Below are 26,428 nucleotides of genomic sequence, written 5' to 3'. Positions count from 1 at the left end.
GGTAAAAGTGAGCGGCAAGGCGCTAGCCGCCGGTCCGTTACGCTTTTTACCGGCGGCTAGCGCCTTGCCGCTCATGTTTGGCCGCGTTGACGACATGAAAATCGATTTGTCAAACAGTGTCTAGAACGAACTGCTGACAAGCCCGTCTGACGCGTGCCGCTGCACCATGGAGGGCAGCGGCAAAGGTCAGCTATTTCTCTAACACGATCTCATATTCATTGTGCCCAGGTTCAGGAGAAAACTTCAAATCAGAAGTTCCCTTTCTTTGATACCGCTTTGGGAACAATTTTGGGTCCAATCTGTCGGCGACCGGCTCTTCTTCGCCGGTTTCCGGATTGTAGACAAGGTCGTCGGCCGGTGGAAACACAGTTATTGTGTATTCGGTCAGGGGTATTTTGCGATAACCCTTGTGCAAAAGCTGGTACTTTCCGTCCACAATTTCACCTGAACAAGTCGCTGTATCAGACGAAAATACGACACGTCCGGCAGGCAACGGAACCCCGTTGCTGGCTACGGTACCAGAAATCGAGGCGCCATCACTGCCTACGCCGCAACCCGCTGTCAACAAAACGCCGAAGCAGGTCACGGTCAAAACCGCGGTGAGACTCAATAGGCGATTACTCATTCGCTAACTACCGAGCCGTCTGCTCGCATCGCCATCTGCTGGAGAGTATCAACAGAAGTGTCAACGGACATAGAATGTGTACTGCCATCACAACGAACCGCTCCACCTGTGCCCGGGTGAGCGGAGGTCAGAGGGTTGTTCGGGCCACCACGAACCGTGATGCCCTCACCCGGAACAAACGGAGGATTGAATGCGTGTCGAACTGTCGTCACGTTGTACGACCTGGCGTTGTTAATTTCAGTCCATGAAGACTGTCGTTGGGGAACGTCAGCTCGGTTGGCACCCATGAACGAACCGAACTTCAGGCAACTCCGATAGTCGAGCAGTTCTCCGGTAGAAGCATCTTCGATGTACTCGCTTTGCTCGCTAATCAACAATACGTTTGAGCTGCCGTCGGTGATTTCTCCAAATCCAATCTTGGAGTTGGCAAACAAAACACCGTTGCAGGAGTTAAATCCTTCATCTTGAAAGCTAAGCAAAACGACTTCGCTGGACGTATCTTCAAGACCTTCGTAGTAGGCGCCGGCAATTCCGACGTAGTGACCCATACCGCGTGTGTGGTTCGGCGGTGCAAACTGACCGGTAAATCCGGGAATCTCAGTGTTGTCCTTTGGCAGATTACTGGACGGGCAAATCATGTACTGAGGTAAATAGCCGTCGCTGAGCCACATGTCATTCGTCCCATTGCCGGTGTTGGGGTGAAAGCTCTGTGAGTAATCCAGGTTATTGCCCATGTTGGTTTGCTCCATGAACGGCAAAGTAAAGCCGAGCCAGGAGGTATCCCAAAGGGGTTCTCCTTTTGCACCATAGGGAAATTCCATATGGGCACTTTCGAAGTTGAGGCACGCGAGGCCAAGCTGCCTCATGTTGTTCATGCACTGAGTGCGGCGAGCGGCTTCGCGAACCTGTTGGACGGCTGGAAGCAGCATGCCAATCAGGATTCCAATAATTGCAATAACGACCAGAAGTTCAACAAGCGTGAACGCAGATCGAGACTTGTCCCGACCGGGGGGGGAAATAATCATTCGGGCTCCAATGAGTGAATAGATGACAGCAGTGTCGTGTTCTTTCCAAGTGAACAGCTGACGCTGGAAGTATTAAAACTGCAGTGAATATTTGTGGTCGAGGTTTGATGGCTGCCAGAAAAATCCTGGTTTGCAGCCTTAGTTTACAGATTGTGTCATGGCAGGACTTTCGACCTTAGCACGTGTTGCAAACGGTTTCAAGTATGTTTATGTAACATCAGATTGCCTTGGGTTCGGTCGTTCAATTATCTGCAAGCCACTCGCGAGTGCTGAGTCACGGTATCGTCGATTGACACTGCTATTTGGATCGAACCGGAGTTTTTCGAAACGAACGAGGGGGTGGGGGCTCATTGAACGGCATCGTTTCCAGGTAGTTTTGCCGAAAGCGGAGTAAGTCAAAAATATCGATCGTCTCGTCTACGTTCGAATCAAAGCTGGCGTCAAAAGACGCATCACCAGACATCAACTGGTAGGCTTGGCGAAATCCCAACAGGTCGACAACATTAACGATTCGATTCTGATCGGAGTCACCAAATAGACGAAAGAATGCTTCGGATTCTTCATCGCCAATCACAAGCACTCCGCCAGGATTGCCGTCTCCATCGACGTCGAGTGCGACGCCTTGACCGTCAGTAATCTGGTCTCCATGGACCGTCAATTGATAGTTACCGTCAATCAGAGATCCAGAAGCTTCGGCGAACGGACCAGAGAATGTGAGGACTACGCTCGGACCCTGACCGGAATTGTCAATCGCTGAGCTCAACTCGACGTCACCGCCGTCAGTACCTCGTTTCTCAAGTTCAAAGGCTTCGGGGCCGATACTGACTGCCGCGCTAAACATCACGTTGACGCTGGTCACCATTGAACGTTGAACAACGCCATCGCCGATAACGGTTTCAATCGTAATTGGATCAGGCACCTGGTTCAGTGACGAAGCGGTCAAAATGCGAGCCTCGTCAACAAAGTTCGTTGCACGCAAATCGAACTCAATTGTGTAGCCGTCGTCAAGAATTTCCCATCCGTCAGCAGTATCCATTCGCCGATTGAGTGAAGATTCAAAGTTTGGGTCAGCGTAACTTAATTCGTCCGTGGCGACCAATAGGTCGTAGCCTCCGATCACTCCGGCGATTTTGTCTTCAAAAGTGAATTTGGCAGTTGCATTCACCTGATTGGAACTGGTCGGGTTGAAGTGCATCAGGTAGCTGTTGACAACCAATCCTTCCCCGAGCATGCCAGAGTCGCCGATCGAATACGTGCCCTCTTCACCCAAAGAGTTAACTTCGACGTCGGCCCGTAAAGTTGCATGTTGTCGCTCGAGGTACAGAATTGGTGTTCCGCCCGTCGCAACATTTCCGTTACCAAGATTCTCAGGAGGCTCAACACTGACAGTGCCTCCGAAATTCGACGCAACGCGGTTGCTGTAGTCGCCTGTGAATTCACTTTGCGAGCTGGCCGCGACGGAGGTCTCCCATAGACTGTAGTCGTTCAATAGACTGTTGAAGATCGTCTGTGTTGCCACGTCGGCAGAACCAATCGATGCTGAATTTGCCACAGCATTTTGTTCTCCAAAGTCCAGAACCAGGTCGTAGAGCTCCCAGTTGTCTCCGTTGTTGGTCGAGATCAATTTGTACCGACCGTCGACTCCAATGACCGATTGATGTCCATTGGTCGATTTGAAAACGATCGATTGATCTCGCGTTGCATCCCGATCAAGGAAGATCGTATTCGCCATGCTGACGCCATCGATTGGACGACTATCGACCGGTTCGATTTCCCATATATCCAGCAGTGTTGGCAGATAGTCCGATGTCACCATCGGCGTATGAGTGGTTCCCGCTGAGATCGTATTGGGCCATTCGATGATTCCGGGAACGCGAACACCACCCTCATGCAGTTCCCGTTTGTTGTTTCGAAGTCCTGCCGGATTGTAATTTTGCCCGTCTTCGGCGCCGTTGTCTGAGGTGAACATCAGGATCGTATCATTGGCGATTCCGAGCGACTCAACATGAGTTCGAATCTGGCCGATGGCTGAGTCGAGATCCTGCATCGCATAGGTGTACGCTGCGATGTTGTCACGATTTCCGTTGGGATCATTGACCGGTTTGTGGGGTGTATGGAACCAGACAATTGCAAGGAAAGGTTGACTGTCATTAACAGCGTTGGTGATGAAGTCGTTTGTTTCGCGAGCGATGATTGCGCTGTCGTCGCCCTGCATGTTCGGAGAATTTAGCGGTACGGATTGTCCGGGACCTGTCCAATAGCGGGTCGTTGTTGTCATCCCACTTGTCGTTGGGTTGTAAGTTGAAACTTTGGATTCTGTGACGTACTCCACGTCAAATCCGTTGTTCAATGGCGTCGAGTAAACACTAAACGAACCCGGACCGCCGCGATTGGCGTCACTGACATCACGAGTCAATGAACCCAAGTGCCATTTTCCAAACAGCCCCGTCGTGTAACCCAATGATTTAGCATACTCGCCGACGGTAATTTCACGGTTTTGCATTTTTCCGGTGTTCGCAAACGTGATGCTTTGTCGCTGGGGAGCACGACCGGTCAAAACGCTCGCACGGGTTGGACTGCAAACCGTGTGCTGACTGTACATCCTGCTGAACTTCAAACCATTGGAGGCCATCGTCTCAAGGTGGGGCATGCTCCAATGCGGTGTGCCACCGTAGTTGATGTCGGTGCCAGAAAGGTCTTCGCCAAGGCGAACGGAAAACGACACATCGCCCCAACCCATGTCGTCGGCCATCATCAAAATTACGTTGGGGCGAGTTTCTTGTGCCTGCGATTCGTTTTCACATTCCGAGACGAACGCAAATAGCGTCAGGGCTATGATGAATTGGCCAACGCGTAGCAGACACAGTTGCATGTTGGAGCTCATTTATTTAAGTACGCTAGAAGGGATAAAGGGAAAAGGGGCGAGATCGCCAGATTGAATCTGAAGCGCTGTGTGAAGTAAAAGCAGTAATGTTGGAAAGGTTGCTCTTAAAGGACGTCAATCAGTAGGACTTGTCCTTAGTTGGTTCAATACCATTAAAAATTCGGGATCACAGAGTTCAAAATTTCACGCAGTTAGTCCCAGCAGGCGACATCCGTTGGTTGGTGAGTTGCGGAAAAAAGCACATCCGCCACGCTAAAAGCTTGGCGGTGAAACCGTTTGCATATATTATCATAAGACCCCTTCGCGGGGTTCAGCTTTCCACTTTCACCTCTGCTTCAGGATTTTCAATGAAATTTATCGCAAATGTCACATGCATCGCTTTGATGTTTATGCTCACGGCAGAATCTTATGGCGACGAAATTGTTGCTTGGGATCATGACGCTCGTCTTATCTCAACTCCGGACACGCTTCGGAATGACAACAATGGCGGCAATACAGCTACTGGCGCATTGATTGGCGTCAACTCCGGCGGAGTCGACAATTTTATGCTGTACTTTTTCGACGTTAACTCCGCGAGCGGAATAACAACGACCGGTGCGGAAGTCACGATTGCAGTTGCCAACGGACAACCGGGGAACGTTGGTTCTGCTGAAGATACGATCCGATTGCACGAAATCGCGATTGGAAACGCGGGTTGGGATCCTGGATCTGACACCATCACGGGCGCTGACACGCCGGCAACGGACGGATCAGTGAGTTTCCTTCACCGAGCTGAATTCAATGATCCCGCATCAAACATTAGCTGGGTTGACAGCTCTGGCACCGATGTTGCTAACGTTTTGGGTGCTTTTTCTGAAATCGGTTCACAAGCTGGCTTCGGGACTCCTGCGCCAACCAATATTACGTTCACCATCGATGCCGCAACAGCACAGGGCTGGATCGACAACGGTTTGGCCGGGCTTGCGTTGACCGCCGAAGACGGGGGTAACGGTAACGGTCGTTTTAATTTTCTATCAAACGACAACGCAGTAAACGCGGCGAGCTCACTTACAAACATTACATTTTTCACAGAGGCCGTTCCTGAGCCAAGTAGCGTCGTGTTGATGGGGATGTTCGGCATTGCCGCTTTCATGCGACGTCGTCGATAAGCGTAGTTTTGGTCAAAGCCGAGACGCGTCAAAAAGTTAACTTGGGAGCCGTGGTGAGAAGACTCATCGCGGCTTTTTTTGGGATCGAATTTGCCCACCCCTGAATCCAGGTTGTCAGGACTGCTAGACTGGTTCTGGCCTCAAATGTGCCATCAACACGACAGAGAAGGAAGACCGTGAAGTCAGGATTTGGTGTTGTGGCGCGTTTTATCTCCGGGGTTGATTTGTGACCAATAGAATAGAACGCCGATGACCCGACAGTCAGCAATTTTTGCTTTTCTTATTTCGCTTTCCGTAATGGTCGCGGTGACGTGTGGATCGAGCAATGAGGCTTTGGGGCCTTCCAGGACACTGGACGTTCAGAAACCGAACGTCGTTCTAATTCTTTGCGATGATCTTGGCATCGGTGATGTCCAATGCTTCAATCCTGAAAACGGAAAAATCAAGACTCCTTTCATTGACCAGTTGGCGAAAGAAGGAATGTCCTTCACTGACGCCCATTCTGGATCCTCTGTCTGTACCCCGACCCGATATGGTCTGCTCACGGGACGGTACGCTTGGCGAACAAAACTTCAAAACGGAGTCGCTCAAGGTTTTGAGGACTGCCTCATTGCTCCCGATCGGCCAACGATTGGAAATTTTCTCGGAGATAACGGGTACAGGACTGCGCTGCTCGGCAAATGGCACTTGAATATGAAGTTCACGGATCCCCAGAATCCCGGGATTGAACTTGTTGGCAAGAAATTCAAATATACTCCGCCCGTCAATTCAACGTCTCCCGATGGTCCTATCTCGCGTGGGTTTGATGTCTTTTTTGGAATCCATCACGCGAGGAGCATGAAGGCAATCATTGAGCAGGATACCGTTGTGCGTCATGAGGACGTCATCAGTTTTCTGCCTACGTTGGAGTCGAAAGCGGTCGAATTTATCAACCAACAAGCAGAATCAGATCAGCCTTTTTTCCTGTTTTTACCGTTGGGCTCGCCGCACACTCCGATCGTGCCCACCAAAGCGTGGCAGGGAGCCAGTGGATTGGGTGCTTACGCCGATTTTGTGATGCAAACGGATCATGTGATCGGTACGGTGTTGAAACAGCTTGATGCACGCGGATTTAGAGACAACACGATTGTAATTTTCAGCAGCGACAACGGTTGCTCAAGACAAGCGAAAATTGGTCAACTCGCCAAACAGGGGCACTCGGTTAGTGCTGGGTTTCGCGGGTCCAAATCTGACATTTGGGATGGAGGACATCGCGTACCCTTGGTGATTCGTTGGCCTGGAGTTGTGGAAGACGACTCACGTTGCGGCGAACTGGTTGGGTTGACGGACATTTTTGCAACGGTCGCGGATTGTCTGAGCTTGAAGCCACCAGCCAAGAGTTGCGAGGACAGCGTCAGTTTTCTTGCCGCGATGATGGGAGAAGAGTTCGAATCCAAACGGGATGGAATTGTCCATCATGCCATCAATGGCCATTTCGCCTATCGGACTCCCGAATGGAAACTGGTACTGGCTCGAGGTTCGGGCGGGTGGAGTGGTCCGAATGAAAACAATTCGAAAGATCAGCCAGAGGCTCAACTCTATGATATGCGATCCGATCAGGATGAGTCACGGAACGTCTATGAATCCCGACCTGATATCGCTGCAAGACTTCTTGCCATGCTCGAAAGGGATGTGGCCAACGGTCGCACGACTCCCGGTCCTTTTTCACCCAACGATACGGATGAAATTCAACTATGGAAATCTGGCAGGGATCAGGAAGAATAGTTCGCCTCGAAGTATCAATTGTGCGATTTGTCGGGGGCCCATGTTCCTTGGGTAGAGGTCGACGCTGTTTTTTACCAGTGATCAGTGGGAGATAGGGACGGATTTCGGATGGCCCCGGGTCTGCCACGCTCAGCGGAGAGCGCGACGAGGCAGTCAATCACATCTTCACTTTTGAAGCCGTAGCCTATTTCCAGACAAAGATTCTCGCGGGTGAACTCGTCGATAATCACCAGCCATTTGAGTTGCTTACCCGAAGCGGTGCGGTCGAAGATGAAATCCCAGCTCCAGACGTGATTGATGTGTTCCGCTGCATGCCGTTGGGCCGAATTGTTTTTGTTGCCGAGGCGGCGTTTCTTTCGCTTTTTCACGGGTACTTTCAGTCCTTCCTGTTTCCAGATTCGATACACTCGTTTCGGATTGATCGTCCAGCCAAGCTGACGAAGCTTGCCACAGATCAAACGGTATCCGTAGCGAGGGTACTCACCTACGAGTTTCAGGATGTCTTCCACCAAGGCTGGTTCGTCGTCGCGAACTTTCGCTTGGTAGCGTTGCGTTTGCCGCGGTTGGTCGACCGCTCGACAGGCCCTGCGCTGAGAAACGGCGAACGTGCTTTGCAATTCGTTCACCGCGGCGCGTCTCCGCTCAGGGCTTACCAGTTTCCCTCTTGAAGATGTTTGAGCATCTTGATGTCAAGCTGTTAACAGCAACGATCTCTTTCAGCTTGCGGTTTTCGTCCTCAAGTTCCTTCAGCCGCTTCGCCTCACTGGCCTTCATGCCGCCGTACTGGTTCCGCCAGCGTTGATAAGTCGCCTCGCTAATCTCAAAGGCCTGCAAAACAGCAGCAAGTTCCTTGCCGCTGTTAAGCATCGCATCGGCATCCCGAAGCTTCTTCACGATCTGCTCCGGCGTATGCCGTTTTCGTCTCTTCTTCGTCAAAAAAGTCTCCTTGCCAATTAGGCTCAGCAGACTCTCATTTCACATGGAACAACTTTGGGGAGCAGGCCACAGTCACGGGGAAATGATCCAGGAGGTGTCTTCATTGAGGAAATCAACTGCACGGTGTTGTCAGGGGAGATCTTTGTGCGAGTTGAACCCTTCATTGGTCTGATATTTGGGCGGGCTACGCGAATCAACTTGGTCGGCAATCGCCCGAAGTAACACCCTTCCGTCAACTTCGAAGCACGCTGACACGCGGTGGGTAGATTTCAAATCCTATTCTGAATTCTAAGACCGGCCGACCACTCGCGCTTGAAAAGTTGATCTATGGCTCGCAGAGTAGCACAGTTGTTACCGCTCAAAATCAGAGCATCAACGGCTGCACCATGTTTACTCAGGCCTTAAGTTATCCTCAAACCAATCGGGCGGGTATGCCATCGCTATCCAGCGGTTTGCAGTTCACGGGAAGATCAAGGCAATAGGTCGCGTTCATTACATAAGTCTACATACAATACAAAAAAAGCCCGTCTCGTTCTCACGAGACGGGCTTTTATAAATAAATCCGGCAATACCTACTTTCGCACTTGCAGTACTATCATCGGCTGAAAGTGCTTAACTTCTGTGTTCGGGAAGGGAACAGGTGTGACCACTTTCATATGTTCGCCGGAAGAGATCACGCCGACTTATTCACCCGGCGTGACCTTGATCCGTAACTGGACGGGAGTCCAGCTTGTCAATTTGTTTGTTTGTGTTGTAGACGGCAAATGATGCGTCACGACTTGCGTCGCATTACCCTTGCCAGAAAAAATCTGGCGACTTGAGCAGCACATTATCGTGTCTTTCTCAGATTGAACTGAGAGAAATGGATATATGTGGTCAAGCTTTCGTCCGTTAGTACCATTTAGCTGAGTACATTGCTGCACTTACACATATGGCCTATCAACCTGATCGTCTTTCAGGGGACTTTCGTTCGAATGAACTTACGAAACCTTATCTTGGAGAGAGCTTCACGCTTAGATGCTTTCAGCGTTTATCTTTTCCGAAGTTAGCTATCCAGCCGTGCCACTAGCGTGACAACTGGTACACCAGCGCTTCGTCCTTCCAAATCCTCTCGTACTAAAGAAGAACCTCCTCAAGTTTCGTACGCCCACGGCAGATAGGGACCGACCTGTCTCACGACGGTCTGAACCCAGCTCACGTACCACTTTCATTGGCGAACAGCCAAACCCTTGGGAGCTTCTTCACCCCCAGGATGTGATGAGCCGACATCGAGGTGCCAAACCGCATCGCCGCTATGGACGCTCGGATGCGATAAGCCTGTTATCCCCGGAGTACCTTTTATCTGATGAGCTATGGCCCTTCCATTCGGAACCACAGGATCACTAAGACCTACTTTCGTATCTGCTCGACTGATGAGTCTCGCAGTTAAGCACACTTCTACCTTTATGCTCGACGCCTGATTGCCAACCAGGCTGAGTGTACCATTGCACTCCTCCGTTACTCTTTGGGAGGAGACCGCCCCAGTCAAACTGCCCAACAGAAACTGTCCTTTGCCCTGATTCAAGGGTCAAAGTTAGAATTAAATCATATTAAGGGTGGTATCTCACCTTTCGGCTCCACTGAACTGGCGTCCAGCTTCAAAGCCTCCCACCTAGCACTGCACAAAACATAACTCAACCCAATATCTGCCTACAGTAAAGGTTCACGGGGTCTTTCCGTCTAACCGCGGGTACGTGGCATCTTCACCACGACTACAATTTCACCGGGTCGGTGGTTGAGACAGTGCTCCTCTCGTTACGCCTTTCATGCAGGTCGGAACTTACCCGACAAGGAACTTCGCTCAGTATGTTACTACCAAAAACAGCCATTTAAAAATCATGAAAGATTTAGCACTACTAACCGGATCTAGCTAAGATCCAACCTCTGTCAAACGTAGGCGTTTGACATGATCTGACCAAAAGCCAGACCCAATGAATAAGCTAAGAAACTGCTGTCCTGATTATGCTTCGAACAAAATCAGAACGTGTGAGCAAGAGATTTATGCTCACCATCGGCGGAACAACATTTCTGTTGCCCTCTGCATGTCGCCATGCAGCTCGGACTATATCTTCAACTCAATTCCAACCACGTCAGTTACGTCGTAGTCTTCACGGAAAGAAGTTGTCTTGCGTTTAGTCTCTGAGGATCCCAACAATGTTAGCTGTGACAAGTCACAACCAATGAATTGGTTTCCTGCTGATTGTCTGCACTGGTTGGATTTTTACTGAACGAATCAGAGATTCGAACGAGTACCACCAGATACTCAGATGTTCCAGCATATAGCAAGATGCAATTGAAACGTCACCGCTTCAATGGGCAGAAAATTCTACCTTAGGACCGTCATAGTTACGGCCGCCGTTTATTGGGGCTTCGGTTGCCAGCTTCTCCCGAAGGATAACCGTCTTCCTTAACCTACCAACACCGGGCAGGCGTCAGACTCTATACGTCCTCTTACGAGTTTGCAGAGTCCTGTGTTTTTGATAAACAGTCGAAGGAGCCGATTTACTGTGGCCCCCGACAGCGTAAACCATCAGGGGCACCCCTTATCGCGAACTTACGGGGCCATTTTGCAGAGTTCCTTAACCACCGTTCTCCCGAGCGCCTTAGTCTACTCGACTCACCTACCTGTGTCAGTTTTAGTACGGTCAGTTTGCTTCAAAGCTTAGAAGCTTTTCTTGGAGATCCTTCCAACACAATCCCGGTCAAGCCGGTTGGTCGAACACCTTGTATTATGGGGACGCATTTACATTCCCCCAACTCAGTGAACTCCACGGACATTTCTAACCGTCCGCGTGCATTCTGGATCCCGTCCCTCCATCGCTCCACAAACTGGGGCAGGAATATTAACCTGCTATCCATCGTCTACGCCTTTCGGCCTCAACTAAGGAACCGCCTAACCCTGGGCGGATTTACCTTCCCCAGGAAACCTTAGGTTTTCGGCGAACAGGATTCTCACCTGTTTTATCGTTACTCATTCCGACATAATCACCTGTAAGAGCCGTGACCCATCCTTACGGTTGGGCTTGTATCTCTCTTACAGCGCTCTGCTACCGCTATTGCTAACCCATGTCTTCGGTGTAGTACTTACTCCCGTTCATTATCGGCGCAAGTCTGCTCGACCAGTAAGCTGTTACGCACTTTTTAAATGGTGGCTGCTTCTAAGCCAACATCCTGGCTGTCTCAGCAAACTAACTTCCTTAGTGACTGAGTACTACTTGGGGACCTTAGACGATGGTCTGGGTTGTTTCCCTTTCGACCGTGCAGCTTATCCCACACGGACTGACTGCCTGGGTAATTATCATGGTATTCGGAGTTTGGTTCAGTGGGGTACCCCGGGAAGGGCCCCCATCCAAATCAGTGTCTCTACCCCCATGACATAGTTTACCAGACGCTATCCCTAAAGATATTTCGCAGAGAACGAGCTATCTCCTGGTTTGATTAGACTTTCACTCCTCCCCACAAGTCATCCCCTCAGTTTTCAACCTAAGTGGGTTCGGTCCTCCACGCAGTATAACCCGCGCTTCAACCTGCTCATGGGTAGATCACCAGGGTTCGCGTCTGCCGCAATAGACAAAGGTCGCGCTATTCACACTCGGTTTCCCTAGGGCTCCGGACCGTAAGTCCTTAACCAAGCCTATTACGACAACTCGCCGGATCATTATGCAAAAGGCACGCCGTCACACTGAACGAATCATAGTGCTCCGACCGCTTGTAGGTATATGGTTTCAGATACTATTTCACTCCCCTAACCGGGGTACTTTTCATCTTTCACTCGCGCTACTGAGTTCACTATCGGTCATTAGAGAGTATTTAGCCTTACGGGATGGTCCCCGTTGATTCAGACCCGGTTTCACGTGACGGGCCCTACTCAGGTGCTCTACGAGAGGCTTGTGGTTTTCACTTACGGGACTCTCACCCTCTGTGGTCTGCCGTTCCAAACAGTTCTGTTAACCAAAGCTTTGTAACTCTCATATGTAAAGTCCTACAACCCCACAGGGGAAACCCCCGTGGTTTGGGCTGTTCCGCTTTCGCTCGCCGCTACTGACGGAATCGATTTTTCTTTCTCTTCCTCGTGTTACTTAGATGTTTCAGTTCACACGGTTAGCTCAGGAATCCCGGGATCAATGCTTATTTGTCAGCTACCCCAGGCTTATCGCAGACTTACACGCCTTTCATTGCCTTCTAATGCCAAGACATCCCCCATATACCCTTAATAGCTTGACCACAAATATCCAATTCTTTCCAAGTCACCAACCCGAAGGTTAACAAGCCTGAAGAGAACCGACTATTTATAGCTATAATGCAAAACGTTCAAGGAACATTTCACACTGTGTTCAAACCACATATAACGATATTCTTCTTAATTCAATCTTTCGACACGTGCTTCAGGTTTTCGATTGCTCGATTACCTTCGGCAGCGCTACTCAAGAGTGGTTTTTATGGTGACACATTTCCGAAGAAGCCGAAGCCTCAACGTTGATGAGTCATCATATAGATGCCATCTACTTCACAAACAAATTGTCAAAGATCAATTGCAATGGTTCAAGTGAATGAACCACTACGAGCCATCGATATACGATGACCAACTCTCGTGTTGCATTTCTGCTGGAGAGTGCCTTTGAGCTGAAGAATTGCTCTCAATCTGTTTCCGACTCGTCGGCAAACGGATAGAGCAATTTCAACTCAAAGGTAGTCCCCATCAAGGATGCTTCCCTGTGTGGGTCCGGGATTCTATGACTTTTTCGGTTGGTGTCAACCGTAAGTAAACCCGATTTCAAAAGAAAGGCAAAAATTTGGGCAGTGCGTTTGATTGGTCTAACTTGGCCAACCAGCAACACCCTTTTGCATCTTCCATGCTTCGCTTCTCAGCGGTGGAGCAGAAGTATACGAATCATCGGAAACCTCTCAAGGGCTAATCAGTTATTTCTGAAGATTTTCTGAAGAGAGTTGGTCTTTGTTGAGTCCTTGCAATTTTGATGCGGTGTTTTCCGAGTCCATATTGAGGCAGTACGAATGGCGATGTTTAAGTTTTCTTCTCGATGAGATCACGTTTCACGTTGTGGGACGGCAAAATTGCCATGATGGACTTGCTTGTGAGGTGGGAGATGCCACTCGATTGCAGTTGCCGAATGATGGCCGATTCGATTCCAAGCCTACAAAACCTCTTCTGTTTTTCCGAAGTAGCGTCCCCATTTTCTTTTTGAAGCCGTCACGTTCCGCATGTTCTTGAGTTCGGTGCCCGAAGTGTTTGCTCTGGTCGTAAAAAGGAGATTCGTTTGTTGCAGCGTTTGGTCAGGCCCTTTTCCGCAACGTCAAAATGCAATGCCGCTTCTGGTTTCGTTTCGAGGCAGGGGTTGTGGGTGTGATACGGGCGGAAGATGTCATCGAATTGATCGCGCTGTGTCGCTTTGTGGGCGCCTTTCAATTCGTGGCTTCGAGTAGAAAGCACCCTTGGTGAATGGTTTTGATTTGTTTCTCTGAGTCGCGTTTTACCGCGTGTTGCCAGTCTTTTTCGGTTTGCGAAGCCGCTGTGTTTCGCGTTTGGCACGGGTCTTGAACTATCGGATTGTCATCAGAACGGCCAATGGTGGCTGCGAATTTCAAAAGTAAAGGGAATGAAAATGAAGACTCAAATCAAAAACCTGATCTCGGCAATCGTTGTTACTTGTGTCCTTTCTTCAGCTGGTTTCGCCCAGCAAATGACGGTTCAACAGCCAGCCGTCCAAGTCGAGGGCGGGCAAGCTCAGGCGTTTGTTCAGCCGCGAGTTCTGCCTTACGTTCAGCCGCCGATGCAGCAGAATCAGTTCTACTTTGGGATGCGAGTGGTGCTGAAGCGAGACGGTTGGGGACGCACCTCCTTGCGAGTCGTCGACGTGACTCCAGGTAGCCCAGCTCAGCGGGCTGGACTTGAGTTTGGCGATGAAATTCGACGCGTCAACGGACGGGGATTCAAGTTCGCAAACAATAGCTTCGACGCGGTTCGCATGATCAACCAGTACGTTGCGAACTCTGGCATCGGCGGTCCGGCAGGACCAGGGGCTCCGGCGATGGCGGTCATGGTTTCTCCACTTCCGTCACCAACCAAGGTGGCTCGGATGGTGGTGAGAAACGTCCGGACCGGTCATGACGTAGTCGTAAACGTTTACCCAACTCGAATCGGCGGCGGTGGCGGCGGAGCACCTGCAGCTGCTGCGATGTCGGCTGGCGGGTAGTCTGTTGCGAAGACGCCACCGCGTCATCAGAGACAGCGACACATAAGATGAGAAACGAACTGACGCCTGCGAATTTCGCGGCGTCTTTTTTTCGTTCGCGGTTTCAGAACTGCAATCTCAGCGTTTGCGTGCTCTGATCCGGCGGGGCAAGCTTCTGCACAGCGTTCTGTCGAAAGACTGAGACTCTTGCGGCAACCGCGTCGGCAGCCACGAGGTGCTCCTTTTGCTCCGGGCAATCCTGCATGTTGCGAAATTGGTCGCGGGTGATTTCGAAGTCCTGCTTGAGCACTTTGTTGGCCAACACGCCGAGAAACGGCTTGATGGCGTAGTTCAAGGCTCCAAATCGATAACGCAGCTGCACAAAAGCCCTTGTTGGAGCGGCGTCGAGCCCTTCCAGTGGTGTGCACGCAATCAGAGCCAGAAACCGTGGTTCGCCGTTGAACCAGTAAGTGACTTTGACCAGATTCGGCATCAAAAACTCGTCCGCGTGTCGGACTTTCATCGACCGGCCGAACAGCATCCTCAGTCCAATGCCAACCGATTCTTCCTGTTCCGCATAGTCGACTCGGACTCCGTGCGAATGCGTCGTGATCGACATCTCATGCCATGTGGAATTTTGGCTGCTCCGTATCAATCCGTCGTGCACCAGCGCCGTATGCGTCGGATCCATGAAGTTGTCAATCAACAGCTCTTCCGTCGTCTCAAAGCTCATCGTTTTGAATTTCGAGCCCCAGCCGCTTCCGATAAACTCTTCGATGTCCGGTATTTCGTTTTCGGGCGTCCCATCACCGAGGTAAACCCAGACAAATCCAGCGGACTCAACAACAGGGAACGACGGGAGCGAGCATTTCAGCTTATCGCAGGCATCGGGCGAGCTGGGAACTTTCGTCAGGGCTCCTTCGGCGTCATATTCCCAGCCGTGATAGGGGCAGACGATTTGATTCTGGTGAAAATCTTTGACTTCGAGCGGAGCTCGCTTGTGGGCACAGCAATCCAAAAGCACATGAAGTTTCCGGCTTTCGTCCCGCCAAATCAGCAGCGGTTGACCGTAGATTTTTCGCTTCAACGAGCGACCGGTCCCAATTTCAGACGCGGTCGCGACCACGTGCCAGTGCTGTGATAAGTTGCCGATTGATGAAAACACTTTAGCTCTAACAGGTGTGCCGCCGTTCCAATTCTGCCATGCTGAGTCGTCAAGGATACACGGATGCGAGCATCAGATGACCCGCCAATTTTTTAATCAAATCAACTACTCTTCCAGCAACGAAGACAGCGAAGCCGAGTTGCGGGTGCTCAGTTTGTCGAGCGCGGATCGCGTGGTTTGTATCACCGGAAGTGGGGCTCGCACGCTGGATCTTTTGACGGCGGCTCCGAAAAAGATCGTCAGCGTTGATTTCAATCCGACTCAAAATCACCTGTTGGCCCTCAAACTGGCGGCCTACAAAACGCTGGACTATGCGGATTTCCTGGGCTTCCTTGGAGTCCGCAAATCGAATCAGCGGCTTGGACTACTACCAGAATTGCTGCCGCTGCTTCCGAATGACAGCGAAATCTGGTGGCGAAAGCACGTTAAAACGATCGAGCGTGGTGTGCTTTATTGCGGGACCTGGGAAAAGTTGCTGCGATACATGTCGAAGACCACTTTTCTGCGGCAACGAAAAATCGACGGGCTGTGGAACGCAAAAGATTTGGAATCGCAGAAAGAATTTTGGCTTCAACATTGGTCGGGCCCCTTCCTGAAGCGATTCCTTCGTTTGTTGTCCAATCGTTTTCTGTGGACCAGAGTCATCCGCGAGCCCGGAGCCAAATTGATTCCCAAAGATTTCGATGTCGGCGGCTATTTGAGTTCCTGCATTGAGAAAATGGCTTTCCATTCTCTGATTCGCGAAAATCCTTATGCCAATTTGCTGTTCCGCGGGCGATACACGGGCCAGTGCGTTCTGCCGCTGCACTTGCGAGAAGAAAATTTTGAGCAGCTCAAGCGATTTGCCGACCGAGTCGAAATCGTTTCGATGCCGATCGACGAATTTTTGAACCGATCGTTGGAAAAATTTGATGCGTTCTCGTTGTCGGATTTCTCGTCGTATGCTCCGCCAGAAACCTACGCGCGAATCTGGGAGTCCGTGCTTCGATCAGCGGCGCCCAAAGCCAGATTCTGCGAAAGATTCTTTCTGGTGAAATTGGATCAGCAGGAAAGCTTCGGAGCCTTCCATCGCAGAATTCGCAGCAACAAACGGTTGGAAGAGGAACTTGCCGAGATCGACCACACATGCCTGTACTCATTTCGCGCCGGATTTATTTCCGAGGATTGAGCCAGCGTGCGGATCGCCAGACGGCAAGACTTTCACTCGCGAACCTGCTCCAGCAAGGCATCGAAACGCTGCTCGCGAGCGAACTCGGGACAGTGAGCACACACAAATTCGATTTCGGGGTCTGTCTCATGGATCTCAAAGATCGATTTTCGCGAAGCCAATGCTGCTTTGTAGTTGTCGGCAATCATCCGATACGCAAACGTCGGCGCACGTCGGGCCTGGATTTCCGTTCGCGACCAAAACGTGTCAGCCAACAGGAAACATTGGGAGCCATCCAGATTCAACAGAGCCCCCATTTGTCCGTCGGCGTGCCCGTCGAGATCGAACAGCCGCACGCTGCCGTCGTTAAACAGGTCTTTGCATTTCGCAATCGGACCCAAGCCAGGATCATGCATTTCGTTGATCGTATGCAGCCGTTGATCGCAATCCGGCGGAATGAGATCTGGCAGGATGCCGCGTTTGACCGCTCCGAAACCTTTGCGAATTTTCGCGAACTGCCAGGCTTTCTGCGATGCGATTAGCTCGGCGTTGGGAAATCGCCTCAACGCCCCGATATGATCGGCGTGGAAATGAGAGATGATGATTCGACGGATGTCATCGGGCTCGATTCCGGCCCTCTTCAGCCAGTTTTCGATCGACCACTGCTCGTGAGTCACGACTTTGGTCGCCATGCGATAAAGCCGATACGGCATCCGGGCCGTCGCCTCGAAAAAATCCTTGCTGTAGCCGGTATCAAACAGCGTCAGCCCGTGAATCGGATGTTTGATTAACGCCACGGTTGCATGAAACCGCGTTAGATCCCCGCTCGCGCCGCGTTCTGCGATGTTGCGTTTGAATTCGACATAGCCCGTTGAAAAAAAGCTGACCTCAACCGAGGCTTGATTCGCGTCCGGGCTTTCGTGGCGCCGTCGCAAATCCGAGACGGTCCGGCGGATTCCTTCTTTGAGCGGAACCAGCGGCTGATATCTGAGGTCGCGTTTTGCGGCTTCGGAAACGAAAGTCTGCTGTTTGGCCAGCAAACCGACTCCGTATCTCGTGATCGGCGGTTCTCCTGGCGTCCGCAGAACTCTGTGCTTTAACTCAGCCCAATGGGCGGCCCGCAACGCCAACCAATATGGGACTTTCTTCGTCGGAAATTTTCCGGTTGTCTCCAGCAGAACATTTTTCAGGACGTCCCAAAGTCGAACCGGATCTTCGTTGGTGATCGTGCAGACTCCGTTGGGAGCAGTCGGTCGCGCCGCGAGGATCAGCCCGGCGACAAGGTTGTCGATGTAGGTCAGATCGCAAAGGTTTTCGCCGTTTCCGATCTGCCGAAGTCGCCCGGCTTTCGACGCCGCGATCAGACGGGGCAGCAACGCGTTGTCGCCGGGTCCAAAAACAGCTCTGGCGCGGACAATATAGGCATTCAGCCCTGCCGCCATCGCGTCTGACACCAATTTTTCGGATTCCGCTTTGGATTGTGCGTAAGGACAGCAAAATTCTCGCGGAAATTCCGTCCGATCGGTCACGCGATCCCGGTCGCGAAACTGAAAAAAGATCGCGGTCGACGAGACGTGCACCAATCGATCAACGTCGAACTTGCGACACGCGTCCAGCACGTTTTGCGTTCCCGCGACGTTTACACGGCGATGCGTTTCCAGCGAGCCCCAAGGCGACGTCAAGGCTCCGCTGTGGATGACGATTTGCTGGCCTTCGCAAATTTCGAAGACTTCCTCTTTCGACGTCAGGTCGGCTTTCCGCCATTTTCCGCCGCTTCTGATCCGATACTTGCTGCGACCGGTGATCGTGACGTCATGTCCGGCCTCGACAAGCACTTGGGCGACTCGCGATCCGACAAAACCCGTCGCTCCGGTGACCAAAATTCGCTTCGGGGTCTGCCCAAGGCTCTCATGGGCCAACGTTAACAACTGTTCGCCGACTACCATTGAAGAACGGTCGCTCCGATCGACAATCCAGCAGCCGTTCCCAGGAAAAGGATTTTGTCACCCGGCTTGATTCTTCCGTCCCGCTGGGCAATCGCCAAAGCCATCGGCATCGAAGCTGAGACACAGTTTCCGTAGTCGCCGAGGATGTCGACGGTTCGATTTTTCGGAAGTCCAAGCCGTTCCAGCAACCTCATTCCGGCGGCGGAGGCCTGATGTGGCACGATCAGATCGAGATCTTTCACCGAAAGTTCTGCGTCGGACAACAGCGTGGACAGAAACCGTTTTAGTTTCGGGATCGCGGCCCGCAACAAAACTTCACCGCTCATTTCAAAGAGGTAGTCCGTGTCTTTGGTCGAGGACAGCATCGGGTGATTCAGCAGTCCACCGCCGCGGATTTGAGTCAGCTCTGCAAATTCTGGCCATGTTTTTTGGCGAAAGCAAAATGCTCCGGCGTCGCGAGTCGTCGATTCGACCATTACCGCGGCAGCTCCGTCACCGAGCAGTGCCGCAGATTTTGGATCGGAGAAATTTCTGCTGAGAGTTGGCAGTTCCGCGGTGACGATCAGGATTTTGCTGTAGCTTTTATCCGAGATCATCGCCGCGGCGTGTCGAAGAGCAACCAGAAACGACAGGCAGGTCGCGTTGACGCTGTAAGTCGGCACGCCGCTGATGCCGAGTTCGCGAGCGACAAAGACTGAGGTGTCTGGAATGCATTGCCGAACGGTCGCGCTCGAGTAAATCAATAAATCCGGCGTTCCGAGGTTCTCAATAGCCGGCCGAGCCGCGGTGGCGGCAAGCTTTGCCGGATCGTCGCCTGGTTGGCAGACGTGACGATTGGAAACGCCGACGTTTTCGTGAATCCATGACGCTTCGCAATCGAGATCCTTTGCCAGTTCTTCCGCCGTTTGAAAATCTGGCGGGACAGCAAAATGGGCTGCCGAGATTTGGAAGTGATGGGTCAGTTTTGACATGTCGCGTGGACGCCGCGTTCCCCAAAACGCAATTCGAACGTTGTGGGCAATTCGAACGTTGTGGGCAATTCGAACGTTGTGGGCAATTCGAACGTTGTGCAAAAACGTCCAGTCTACCCTTTTTCACTCGTCAGGATGGCGCGGCCAAACATGAGCGGCAAGGCCCAGTCGCCGTAAAAAGCGAAACGGACCGGCGGCTAGCCTTGCTTGCCGCTCACATTTATCAAACAGTGCCTTAAAGTTCCTCGTTGACCTGTCCGTCGGCCCGATTGCCGTACAGTCGGAAAACTTCAGCAGAAACGTCAAAACTCAGATGCCGCACGCTGCCGTCGACATGAGACATATTCAATCCTGACGAATGAGCACTTCCAAACGAGGTGTAGTCGTCGACGTCACGACTGTCTTTGCGAGGCGGATCGGCGGTCCAGCGATGCAAGTCATAGTCGTCGCCGGTGAGGAAGTTCTGGTCGTCGCCAAAATCCAATCCGTTTTCGTAGTTCGCGACTCTCAGATGCTTCTCGCCCAGCAGGAAAGTGTTCGACGTCCCATCGGTGACGTGAACGAAACCAATATGGCTGCGTTGGAACGAGATCCCGGTCGAGTTTCGCATGCCGCTGAACCCGAGTCCTTCGAATGCCAAATCGGGCTCAGGACCTCCGCCCCAGTTGATTATTTCGTCGCCCGCGTTAGCAACGTAGTCGTTGCGAGCTTCGACTTCGGTCGGATCTGCGTTGTAGGCAAAACCGTTTGGAGTTCCGGAGGACATGACGCGAGGCCGATTGCCTGGTTTGCGTCGGGAAGGACAAAACAGAATCTCCAGCGGCGTGCGGCAGGCTTCTTTGGCGCGATCAAGTTGCAGGGCCGAGAAATTTCTGGCGTCGCCGTCCTGAATGCTCTGATAGAGGTTGTTTTGCTCAACGTAAGGCAACAGCGAGAAAGCCCAACTTCCGGGTTGGTGTTTTCCTTTTCGTAAGTTGGCGTCACCAACCCAGTACCATCCCCAACCACCGGATGGAAAGATGTTGTGGCTGTCGTGATGCAAGTGGAACGCGAGAGCGAGCTGGCGAATCTTGTTCGCACACTCGACGCGACGTGCTGCTTCTCTGACCGACTGGACGGCCGGCAACAACATCGCGATCAAAATCCCGATGATGGCGATCACAACGAGAAGCTCGACCAAAGTGAATCCTAAACGCCGCCTCGAATTCATGATCTTTTTCGTTGCCATGCGTTGACTGTATGCTGAAACAGCCCGATAAACCAGCAAAAATTCAAGGAAGGCAGCAACTGTCTCAACCAGATTTCGCAATATTCGCGTGATCCAGCTTTAAATTGCTTGATCTTGCTCGGCAAAATCAAGATTGTTGCCAGACCAACGAAATGCCTTTCATGAATGAGTCAAAAATCAGTTTTAAGTTTCCGCTGGTCGATCACTCCGCCGCAGCCATAACTTCCGGAGGCGTCTTTGGGGCAGTTGGATTCTCAGACAAGTACGCTGGCCATACGACTGCCGATGACGAACTTGTTGTCGCCCTGCGTGCCGCCTTGAATCAGAAAACAGCGGGATCCAAAGACGCAGAGTTAATCCGATCGTTTGCATTCGCCTGGCTGAAAGGTCGCAATCACAAACTCGGTCATGTCGTCGCCTATTCTGTGGAGATCCAGAATTGCATAGGCTTTCTTTCGCAGATTGGATTTCTGGACAGGACAGCGAACACCATCAGTAACGTGGCAGTCGGCGTCGCTGGAATTGCTCTGACTTGGGAGTTGTTTTTTTGGGAAGACACAATGGCCGCGCCGGTGATCGCGGGCAGCGTTGTTGCTGAGTCAGCAATGTTTGGGTTGTCTCAAGCTTTCGAATCAAAGATCACAAAACGATTCGGTGAACCCGGGACGCCTGTGAAACGCTCCGATTTCGATATCGAGCCAATCCTTGTTTTTCTTCAGTGTTGCCAAACTCGAAACGTAATTACCAGAGTTGACGGCGACAAAGCATTGGTTGACGCGTTAGTGACGCGATTGGATGCGCAAATCTTTTCGCTGTTCTTATTGAACAGTCGTCAATTGGAAGGTCTGGCATGCATGGGAGCTTCTGAGGCGACGGCAGCTGTTGCTGCTCATGCAGCGATTGCGCTAGGATTGTCAGACGTTTGCGACCGGCTGGATCTACTTGAAATGTTGCAGCGAAATATCGTGGGTCTGGACGATGAAACCCGCCGTGGCGAAACAGAATCGACATTGCGTGCGATTAGGCGGCATGTTTCGTTCGATACCAATGCGATCGAAAGACAATTGAGTCGTCAGCTAATTTCTTCCGCCACGACGGAAGCACTTGACCTTGCAGTAGTTCCACTGCGTGCTTCATTGCAGCTAATGAGCCTTGTCGCCGGAGGGATGGAGTCCGTTTCTCCCGGGCAATACGGATCAGGTTTCTCGATGCTAAAGCGGGGAATCGATTCGGCCTGTTCTGTCGCTTCGTCTTCGCCGGACGTTCTCGCCAACGCACTTTCTGCTGGAATCAGCGCCGAGGCTTGGGCACGGCATAAGTTCGACAAAGTTTGCGACTTCCTCGTTCTGCCCAAATCTACGGCAGAGAATGGGGCATGAGCTCGTTCTATGACGCCAGCTGTTGAAGAATTTTTCTGCCTCGGTTGCAAAAGCCAGGAGTTGCCGAGTCTGATTCCATTCTCGATTCAATTTCATTCTTGATTGATTCGGCCAGCTTTGGGAATTTCTGATGCCGGTCAGCGACGAACTGCATCGCGAAAACGGCAACCGCGACCGGCGAGTTGACGTCTACTGCCCAATCAGTGAACGATTCGGCGATCCTTTTTTCCAGGCAATTTGGGATCGGCAGCTCAAGTTCCGAAAAATACCTTGTGACGTTGCGGCGAATGGCGATGTGAGTCGGTTGGTCTCCGGCAGTTATCATTTCATCCCACCATGGCTCGAGCATTTCAGGGTGGTGACGGCCAAGATTTCCAACGACCTGCGACGATCGCTGGGCAACCTTCGTTTCGTCACTCAGAAAACAGGCCATCAACTCAATAGCTGCTCCTGGCGTTCGAGCAACGTAGTCTTCGATGAAGTCCGCATTCTCGCGCGAGTGTGTTTTAAGCAACTGTTGCCGGATAATCATTGCGAGTTGAGTGCGTCTGAGTTTGATGACTTGTCGCGGCTTGCTTTTTCAAGTTTTGCGATTCGGTTGGCAGCCTGAACCAGCGAAACATCGGCGGCAACCACGACTCCTTCCTTGTCCAGCAGCAATATGTACGGATAGAAATCGACCGGGAACGACTCAGTGTATTTTTGCGACGTTGCATCATCAGCCATAAAAATCCACGATGGAATTGAAGCGACCTTTCGCATATCCGCTTTCGTGAAACTGTCTTTGTAGGAGACCATTGGCCGAAAGTTGGAACTGACGTCCATTCGACTGGTCGTCAATTCTCTCAAAATCGAAGTGGACTGCGGCCTCGTGTCCGCAAAAACAAGCACCGTGAACTCGCCGGTCGTTTTCTCAATGGCCTTGCCGTCGACCGTATTCCCGGACACGTCCATGACTTTGCCGATTTGAGAAACTCGGCGTTTCTGATTGTCCAACAGCTCAATCAGTTCCAGTTTTTTCGGATCCGAATCTGGAAGCTTGACGACCAAATCGCCGACAATCCGTCGCGCCGTTTCCAGATCCTGAAAACGACCGGTCGAGATAGAAGCTTCGTAGGCTCGGATCAGCGCTCTCCATTTGGAAATTTCAACTTCCGGATGAGCCTCGATTACACGCAAGGCGCCGTCGAGATCCAGTAACGCTTTTCGGTCCCGATATCGAATCCGTCTCTCGAGCGTGGAAACCTGAAATTTCGTGAACAGCGTGAACTCATCGACTTGCCGCGAAAGTTTCTGAACCACTGCCAGATTGCTTTCGGCAAAAACCTCTCCGATCGATTCAAGGCACCGGTTCGCGTTGACGTCGCCGGGCTTGGCGTCCTGCGCTTTGAGGAAAATTGCTAACAGTATTTTTGCTCGTTGCTCGTTCTCGAGAAAGCAGGATCTCTGGGCACGCAACGCCTCGATCGCTGCGTCTGCGTTGGCTTTCGTCGGCAGCTTTGCAAACGCGATGGCGGCAACCTTCACGATCGCGTAGCTGGCGAGATCCTTCAGTTCTTCGTTGTCGCTGGATTCAACTGTCGCGGCAAATTCGCTGAAGCTTTGTAAGTCCATTTCAGGTGAAACGCCGCTGTTGAGGCAAAGTTCCACAAGGGCCTGATAGTTTCGCAATTGCATTCGATCAATTTTGACTTTTTGCTCCGCCGTCAAATCACTCCGCTGGAGCAGCTTTTCGATTTCTTCGGTTTGTCGCTGCTGGGCCGTTGCGACGATGATGTACCCGGCGTTGGATCCGCCAAAGAATTCCAGATTGTCGATTTCCTGATCGAGTGTAAGGTCGAACTGGTGCGTCGTTCGCTCAGATTGCGTGGCACGTTCGCTATTGCCAGAATCTTCCGAGCGCTCCGTCGCCGATCCGTCGTCAGCGAATTGCGTGAAGTACAGAACGCCAAAAATCGCGCCGATCACCAATAAAGCGATCAACCCCATCAGGATTCGCATCGGCGGCAAACCGATCGAGTAAAGAAACTGAACTGCTTTTTCGCCAAGTGTCAGTTCGTTATTCATGTTCGAAGCGGTTCTGGATGCGGTAGGTTGAAGGTGCGGAACAAATGGCAGGGCTTCTTAATATGTTAGCTATCGACTGCTCAATCGCAATGATTGTACGTCGCTCCGGTTATTCCCGTTTTTCAGCCGTCGTGGCCGATCGATGGCTGCGAAAATCTGGCTAATTGCCTGGCCGTTCGATTGCGCTTAAAAATTACCGTTGAAAAATCGCATGTTTACATCGAAAACGCCGTGACAAAACTAAATCTTGAAAACAGCCATCGTGAATACGCCCGAGCAAAATCTCTGATGCCGGGAGGCGTCAACAGTGCGGCACGTGCTTTCGGAGCCGTCGGTGGCGAGCCCATTGTGTTCGAACGCGGCGAAGGGCCGTGGTTGTTCGATATCGACGGCAACAAATATCTGGACTACATCGGGTCATGGGGCCCGATGATTCTTGGGCATCAGTTTCCAGCCGTTTGCGACGCCGTTCATGCGGCGGTTGATCGCGGGACCAGCTTCGGTGCTCCAACAGTCGCCGAAAATGAGCTGGCGGAGCTGATCATCGAAGCCGTTCCTTCGGTCGAAATGGTACGCTTGGTGAACTCGGGGACCGAAGCCACGATGAGCGCGATTCGCGTCGCTCGCGGCTACACCGGACGCGATGTGGTGATCAAGTTCGCTGGCAACTACCACGGCCACGTCGACAGCCTGTTGGTTTCCGCAGGAAGTGCCGCAGCCACGTTGGGCGTCCCGAACTCCCCGGGCGTTACCCAAGGGACGACTCAGGACACGATGGTTCTGGAATACAATTGCGTCGAAGGTTTGGGCCAAGCGTTTGCTGAACACGGAGACAGGATCGCGGCAGTGATTCTGGAGCCCGTTTGCGGCAACATGGGCTGTGTGACTCCCAGCGGCGAGTTTCTGGCGGCGCTTCGTTCGCTGACGGAACAGCATGGCAGCGTTTTGATCTTCGACGAAGTCATGTGTGGTTTCCGGGTCGCACGATCGGGTGCTCAATCACTATTCGGCGTGATTCCTGACATGACGACGATGGGCAAGATCGTCGGTGGTGGACTGCCTCTCGGTGCGTTCGGCGGCAAACGCGAAATCATGCAACACGTGCTTCCCGCGGGCAAAGTTTTCCAGGCAGGGACGCTTTCTGGAAATCCAATCGCCACCGCAGCTGGAATCGCGATGCTCAAGTCACTGCGTGACGATCCGCCGTACGATTACCTTGAGAAAATTTCAGATCGACTGGCGCAAGGCCTGTCAAAATCGGCGGCCGATGCGGGAATCGAGCACTGTGTCAATCGAGTCGGCAGCATGATGACCCTGTTTTTCCATCCCGGCCCGGTCACTGATTGGACCTCCGCCGCGAAATGCGACACCGAGAAATTTTCGAAATGGTTCTGGGGGTTGATCCACCGTGGTGTCTACATGCCCTGCAGCCAATTCGAAGCTCTTTTCGTTTCAGCGACTCATACGGAAGAACATATCGACCAAACGATTGCGGCGTCTCGCGATGTTTTTGAGTCCTGGACGTGAAAGCCGAACCGGTTGTCGGAAAACCACGGTACTATTAATGCTGCAGCCGTAATCACGAGTGTTTGTTCATCAACGTTCACGCACTCAACGACCTGATTCACGATTAGCGAAGAGTGACGCTGAACCAGGGAGTCAGACCTCCGGCAACCCGTTGGCGGGGCTGACCCAGAGTTTGCGATTGCGAAAATGAACTGTCCGCTCGGATTCGACGGCTGCGATCGAGATGTCGATCGAGATGTCGATCGGCGACGTTTACGATGTAAAATGGGCGTGATGAGCCAATCTGGCCCACCATTTGGGGAATTGTCCGCGAATTTGGGCTGACCGCTGTTATGTTTTCGATTTTTCCGCTATCTATACTTAAGAGCCTTTATTGCGACCGAATT

At 51.8% G+C, this 26,428-nt stretch carries 17 protein-coding genes and 2 rRNA genes; 6 read left to right on the top strand and 13 right to left on the bottom strand.

Annotated features, from left to right (window positions below; genetic code table 11):
* Window positions 1–190 precede the first annotated feature (190 nt).
* The 3 genes from MFFC18_RS13295 to MFFC18_RS13285 form a co-directional block, all read right to left on the bottom strand.
* Window positions 191–625 (bottom strand): hypothetical protein, encoded by a 435-nt coding sequence (locus MFFC18_RS13295; RefSeq protein WP_148618866.1) that lies wholly within the window; start codon window positions 623–625, stop codon window positions 191–193.
* Entirely contained in the window at window positions 622–1,650 is a 1,029-nt protein-coding gene (locus MFFC18_RS13290) for a DUF1559 domain-containing protein (RefSeq protein ID WP_075086100.1), read from the bottom strand. The genes MFFC18_RS13295 and MFFC18_RS13290 overlap by 4 nt, the downstream gene beginning before the upstream one ends.
* A gap of 298 nt (window positions 1,651–1,948) precedes the next feature.
* Window positions 1,949–4,522, bottom strand: coding sequence for a sulfatase-like hydrolase/transferase (locus tag MFFC18_RS13285; protein ID WP_168211093.1), 2,574 nt, complete (start codon window positions 4,520–4,522; stop codon window positions 1,949–1,951).
* Between the two features lie 359 nt (window positions 4,523–4,881).
* Here MFFC18_RS13285 and MFFC18_RS13280 point away from each other — a divergent pair, with 359 nt between their 5' ends.
* Complete coding sequence (locus tag MFFC18_RS13280) at window positions 4,882–5,682, top strand: PEP-CTERM sorting domain-containing protein (RefSeq protein ID WP_075086102.1); 801 nt, start codon at window positions 4,882–4,884, stop codon at window positions 5,680–5,682.
* Between the two features lie 249 nt (window positions 5,683–5,931).
* Window positions 5,932–7,446, top strand: a complete 1,515-nt coding sequence (locus MFFC18_RS13275; protein WP_238381332.1) for a sulfatase family protein — start codon at window positions 5,932–5,934, stop codon at window positions 7,444–7,446.
* A gap of 71 nt (window positions 7,447–7,517) precedes the next feature.
* On the opposite strand, the gene MFFC18_RS13270 is transcribed toward MFFC18_RS13275, so the two are convergent.
* The 4 genes from MFFC18_RS13270 to MFFC18_RS13255 all read right to left on the bottom strand — a co-directional run bounded on the left by MFFC18_RS13270 (window position 7,518) and on the right by MFFC18_RS13255 (window position 12,645).
* Window positions 7,518–8,072, bottom strand: coding sequence for an IS3 family transposase (locus MFFC18_RS13270; RefSeq protein WP_168211092.1), 555 nt, complete (start codon window positions 8,070–8,072; stop codon window positions 7,518–7,520).
* Between the two features lie 16 nt (window positions 8,073–8,088).
* A complete protein-coding gene (locus tag MFFC18_RS13265; protein WP_157665170.1) occupies window positions 8,089–8,382 on the bottom strand; it encodes a transposase in 294 nt (97 codons plus the stop codon).
* A 560-nt stretch (window positions 8,383–8,942) separates the two neighbouring features.
* Window positions 8,943–9,050: ribosomal RNA gene (rrf, locus tag MFFC18_RS13260) — 5S ribosomal RNA — on the bottom strand.
* A gap of 204 nt (window positions 9,051–9,254) precedes the next feature.
* Window positions 9,255–12,645 (bottom strand): 23S ribosomal RNA (locus tag MFFC18_RS13255).
* A 1,397-nt stretch (window positions 12,646–14,042) separates the two neighbouring features.
* Here MFFC18_RS13255 and MFFC18_RS13250 point away from each other — a divergent pair.
* The gene (locus MFFC18_RS13250) at window positions 14,043–14,633 is read left to right on the top strand and encodes a PDZ domain-containing protein (protein ID WP_157665171.1); all 591 of its coding nucleotides are present in this window, start codon (window positions 14,043–14,045) and stop codon (window positions 14,631–14,633) included.
* A gap of 103 nt (window positions 14,634–14,736) precedes the next feature.
* Here the strand turns inward: MFFC18_RS13250 and MFFC18_RS13245 are convergent, their stop codons facing one another.
* Window positions 14,737–15,777 carry an aromatic ring-hydroxylating oxygenase subunit alpha gene (locus MFFC18_RS13245; RefSeq protein ID WP_075084992.1) on the bottom strand — a complete coding sequence of 347 codons (1,041 nt, stop codon included), beginning with the start codon at window positions 15,775–15,777 and terminating at the stop codon, window positions 14,737–14,739.
* 76 nt (window positions 15,778–15,853) lie between these two features.
* Here MFFC18_RS13245 and MFFC18_RS13240 point away from each other — a divergent pair, with 76 nt between their 5' ends.
* On the top strand, window positions 15,854–16,945 hold the full coding sequence (locus MFFC18_RS13240) for a DUF3419 family protein (protein ID WP_075084993.1): 1,092 nt from the start codon (window positions 15,854–15,856) through the stop codon (window positions 16,943–16,945).
* A 32-nt stretch (window positions 16,946–16,977) separates the two neighbouring features.
* Here the strand turns inward: MFFC18_RS13240 and MFFC18_RS13235 are convergent, their stop codons facing one another.
* The 3 genes from MFFC18_RS13235 to MFFC18_RS13225 form a co-directional block, all read right to left on the bottom strand.
* Window positions 16,978–18,870: an NAD-dependent epimerase/dehydratase family protein gene (locus MFFC18_RS13235; protein ID WP_075084994.1), complete on the bottom strand. Its 1,893-nt coding sequence runs from the start codon at window positions 18,868–18,870 to the stop codon at window positions 16,978–16,980.
* Window positions 18,864–19,841: a 3-oxoacyl-ACP synthase III family protein gene (locus tag MFFC18_RS13230; protein ID WP_148618864.1), complete on the bottom strand. Its 978-nt coding sequence runs from the start codon at window positions 19,839–19,841 to the stop codon at window positions 18,864–18,866. The genes MFFC18_RS13235 and MFFC18_RS13230 overlap by 7 nt, the downstream gene beginning before the upstream one ends.
* Before the next feature lie 235 nt (window positions 19,842–20,076).
* The gene (locus MFFC18_RS13225) at window positions 20,077–21,069 is read right to left on the bottom strand and encodes a DUF1559 family PulG-like putative transporter (protein ID WP_148619115.1); all 993 of its coding nucleotides are present in this window, start codon (window positions 21,067–21,069) and stop codon (window positions 20,077–20,079) included.
* A gap of 161 nt (window positions 21,070–21,230) precedes the next feature.
* Between MFFC18_RS13225 and MFFC18_RS13220 the strand changes: the two genes are divergently transcribed.
* On the top strand, window positions 21,231–22,448 hold the full coding sequence (locus tag MFFC18_RS13220; protein WP_148618863.1) for a hypothetical protein: 1,218 nt from the start codon (window positions 21,231–21,233) through the stop codon (window positions 22,446–22,448).
* Window positions 22,449–22,455: 7 nt separating this feature from the next.
* On the opposite strand, the gene MFFC18_RS13215 is transcribed toward MFFC18_RS13220, so the two are convergent.
* Both MFFC18_RS13215 and MFFC18_RS13210 read right to left on the bottom strand, forming a co-directional pair.
* Complete coding sequence (locus tag MFFC18_RS13215) at window positions 22,456–22,980, bottom strand: hypothetical protein (RefSeq protein WP_075084998.1); 525 nt, start codon at window positions 22,978–22,980, stop codon at window positions 22,456–22,458.
* Window positions 22,977–24,515 (bottom strand): hypothetical protein, encoded by a 1,539-nt coding sequence (locus MFFC18_RS13210; protein ID WP_075084999.1) that lies wholly within the window; start codon window positions 24,513–24,515, stop codon window positions 22,977–22,979. The genes MFFC18_RS13215 and MFFC18_RS13210 overlap by 4 nt, the downstream gene beginning before the upstream one ends.
* 231 nt (window positions 24,516–24,746) lie before the next feature.
* Here MFFC18_RS13210 and hemL point away from each other — a divergent pair, with 231 nt between their 5' ends.
* Complete coding sequence (gene hemL, locus MFFC18_RS13205) at window positions 24,747–26,042, top strand: glutamate-1-semialdehyde 2,1-aminomutase (protein ID WP_261340533.1); 1,296 nt, start codon at window positions 24,747–24,749, stop codon at window positions 26,040–26,042.
* Window positions 26,043–26,428 lie beyond the last annotated feature (386 nt).

Origin of the sequence: Mariniblastus fucicola (genome assembly GCF_008087665.1) — a bacterium.
Taxonomy (GTDB): domain Bacteria; phylum Planctomycetota; class Planctomycetia; order Pirellulales; family Pirellulaceae; genus Mariniblastus; species Mariniblastus fucicola.
This window is presented reverse-complemented; position numbering and strand designations above follow the sequence as displayed.